Origin of the sequence: Hyella patelloides LEGE 07179, assembly GCF_900659865.1 — a bacterium.
In the GTDB taxonomy this organism is placed as follows: domain Bacteria; phylum Cyanobacteriota; class Cyanobacteriia; order Cyanobacteriales; family Xenococcaceae; genus Hyella; species Hyella patelloides.
On record NZ_LR214268.1, the window covers coordinates 1 to 1991 of the forward strand.

Below are 1991 nucleotides of genomic sequence, written 5' to 3' on the forward strand. Positions count from 1 at the left end.
AAACGGCTATATTCAAGCAAATTCATTTAATTATTTCCTTGAGAAAATTATCTGCGGAATGTCAGCTGCAACTAAACCGCGTCTAGTTTGAAATCCATAGTTTTTAAGATAACTGTTCGAGGGACTAGGGATTGGGAATTAGGGATTAGGGATTAGGGATTAGGAAAATAAATTATCTTTAGAAATCAGAAATCAAACTAGCATTTTCTAGTTATGGAATTTAGTTATGGTTAGATAAAGTTGATAAATAATATGAAAAAACTTAAATTTGACTCTAACGGTATTGATCTAGAGACATTCTCGCCTTTTATTTTGCGTGATGCCAGAGACACCGAATTTGCTGATATTCGCTTGGAATTTTCCGATTGGGAATGGCTACGAACTCGCTATGGAGAAAAACCGTATTTGAACGGCGACGATGTTCAAGGTTTAGTCATTGCTATGAGAGTAATAAATAACCTAGAGCCAGTGACTGAAGGGATGCATCTCAATTCAGAGGCAGACACCTGTTATATTCATTTCACCGACTACAAAGAATGTTATGAGACAGCCGATCTATCTTCTCGTATGATTCAATCAGAAAAATTATTTCACAAAGCTATAGTCTTATCCGAAGCCAATGAATTTTACGATCTGTGACTCTAAACAATCACAACCTTCCAATAGCTAGCAAGATGTATCAAAAAAATTGGGCGTTGCTCAGTAAATAGTGGATTTGTTAAAAAATAAAGAGCTTAAATGAGAAATTTAAAAGCAAAAGTTAAGTGATTTTCCTCGCTAGATAAAAGAATACAAGTTGTAGTCTTCTTCAAAATGAGAATTGCTGCGTTAATACGTAACGCTATACAACGCCAAAAATTTTATTCTGCGGTACAACAAGCCCGACAAAATCAAAGTTGAGCGAGACAGGAGACAAAAGTGTTTGTGCTCGACAATAATTAAAATTGCAAGATATCTTTAATCATGGGGATTTAATACTATAAACTGTTCATTCTTGACAAATATAATTTTCTTAACGAATAAAATAGTAGAAGATGCCTATTGTCAAACTTTTGTTACATTAATTAATGTAGCTATTATGTTATTAGTTATCAAACAATTATCACACAATACTAGATGAGGAATTTAAACTATGTCTCATTCATCAGAACTATCCTTAGAACAGAGGTTCAGTATTCGCTCCTTTGAGAATCAAGTCCAGCACATGAGCCATCAACAAGCACAGGAATTTTTAGTCCAGCTATACGAACAAATGATGGTTCGCGAAAATATGTATAAGGACTTTATTAAGCATCAATGGGGATTAGAACCTAAATCTGAGTAAAGTCAGCATTAATCTTAATGCGGTCTTCTTCTCTTGTTTTTTCCCAAAGAGAAAAAAGCTGGGGATGTAGGAGCGTATTTTTTAAGGAGAAATAAGGAAAGAAGTGAGAGGTGATAAGTAATTGAAAACTAATTATGGTGAGGTGGTAATTAATTAAGAATTTTGAATTTGGTCTGGTGAAGAGTTTTTTTTGCTAGGGTGGAAGAAAAAGATTATAATCTCCTTTTATGTTTCAAAGTTGTCTAATTTGTACCGACTTTTCAGATGGTTTATATCGTCTAGTGAATTTCGTTCCTGACCTGGCTCAAGCAGGTTTAAAAAAAATAGTTTTTTTCAATAGCGTACCTCTTTGGGAAGAAGGAGAAGTACCTCGTATAGATGAAGAAAAAGTGGCATTAGCCGAAAAACGCCTCAGTTGTGCTACTGCTAAGATTCCTGAAGGGGTAGAAGTTCATGTAGAGGTGCTTTCAGGGAAGCCTTTAGATACGATTCCTAAAATTTTACAAACTCATCCTGTAGATGTGATTTTAACAGGAACTCCGATTCGTAGCTTACTTGAAGAAAAGTTTTTTGGTAGTACCAGTGCTGGTTTATATAAGTTAACTAATAAACCTATAACAATTATTCGTCCTCAGTTAATCACAACTTACACCACAGAAGAGCTAAG

The 1991-nt window shown here is 34.6% G+C and carries 3 protein-coding genes; all 3 read left to right on the plus strand.

Annotation, left to right across the window (positions count from 1 at the left end; translation table 11 throughout):
- Positions 1–252: 252 nt before the first annotated feature.
- Positions 253–639: a hypothetical protein gene (locus tag H1P_RS32980; protein ID WP_144875666.1), complete on the plus strand. Its 387-nt coding sequence runs from the start codon at positions 253–255 to the stop codon at positions 637–639.
- Positions 640–1132: 493 nt separating this feature from the next.
- Complete coding sequence (locus tag H1P_RS32985) at positions 1133–1324, plus strand: NblA/ycf18 family protein (protein WP_144875668.1); 192 nt, start codon at positions 1133–1135, stop codon at positions 1322–1324.
- Between the two features lie 227 nt (positions 1325–1551).
- Positions 1552–1991: universal stress protein (locus H1P_RS32990; RefSeq protein ID WP_144875670.1), on the plus strand; the 440-nt coding region annotated here is incomplete at its 3' end.

Coding starts and splice junctions, on each gene's coding strand:
- H1P_RS32980 (WP_144875666.1), top strand. CDS start 253: ATGAAAAAACTTAAATTTGACTCTAACGGTATTGATCTAGAGACATTC.
- H1P_RS32985 (WP_144875668.1), top strand. CDS start 1,133: ATGTCTCATTCATCAGAACTATCCTTAGAACAGAGGTTCAGTATTCGC.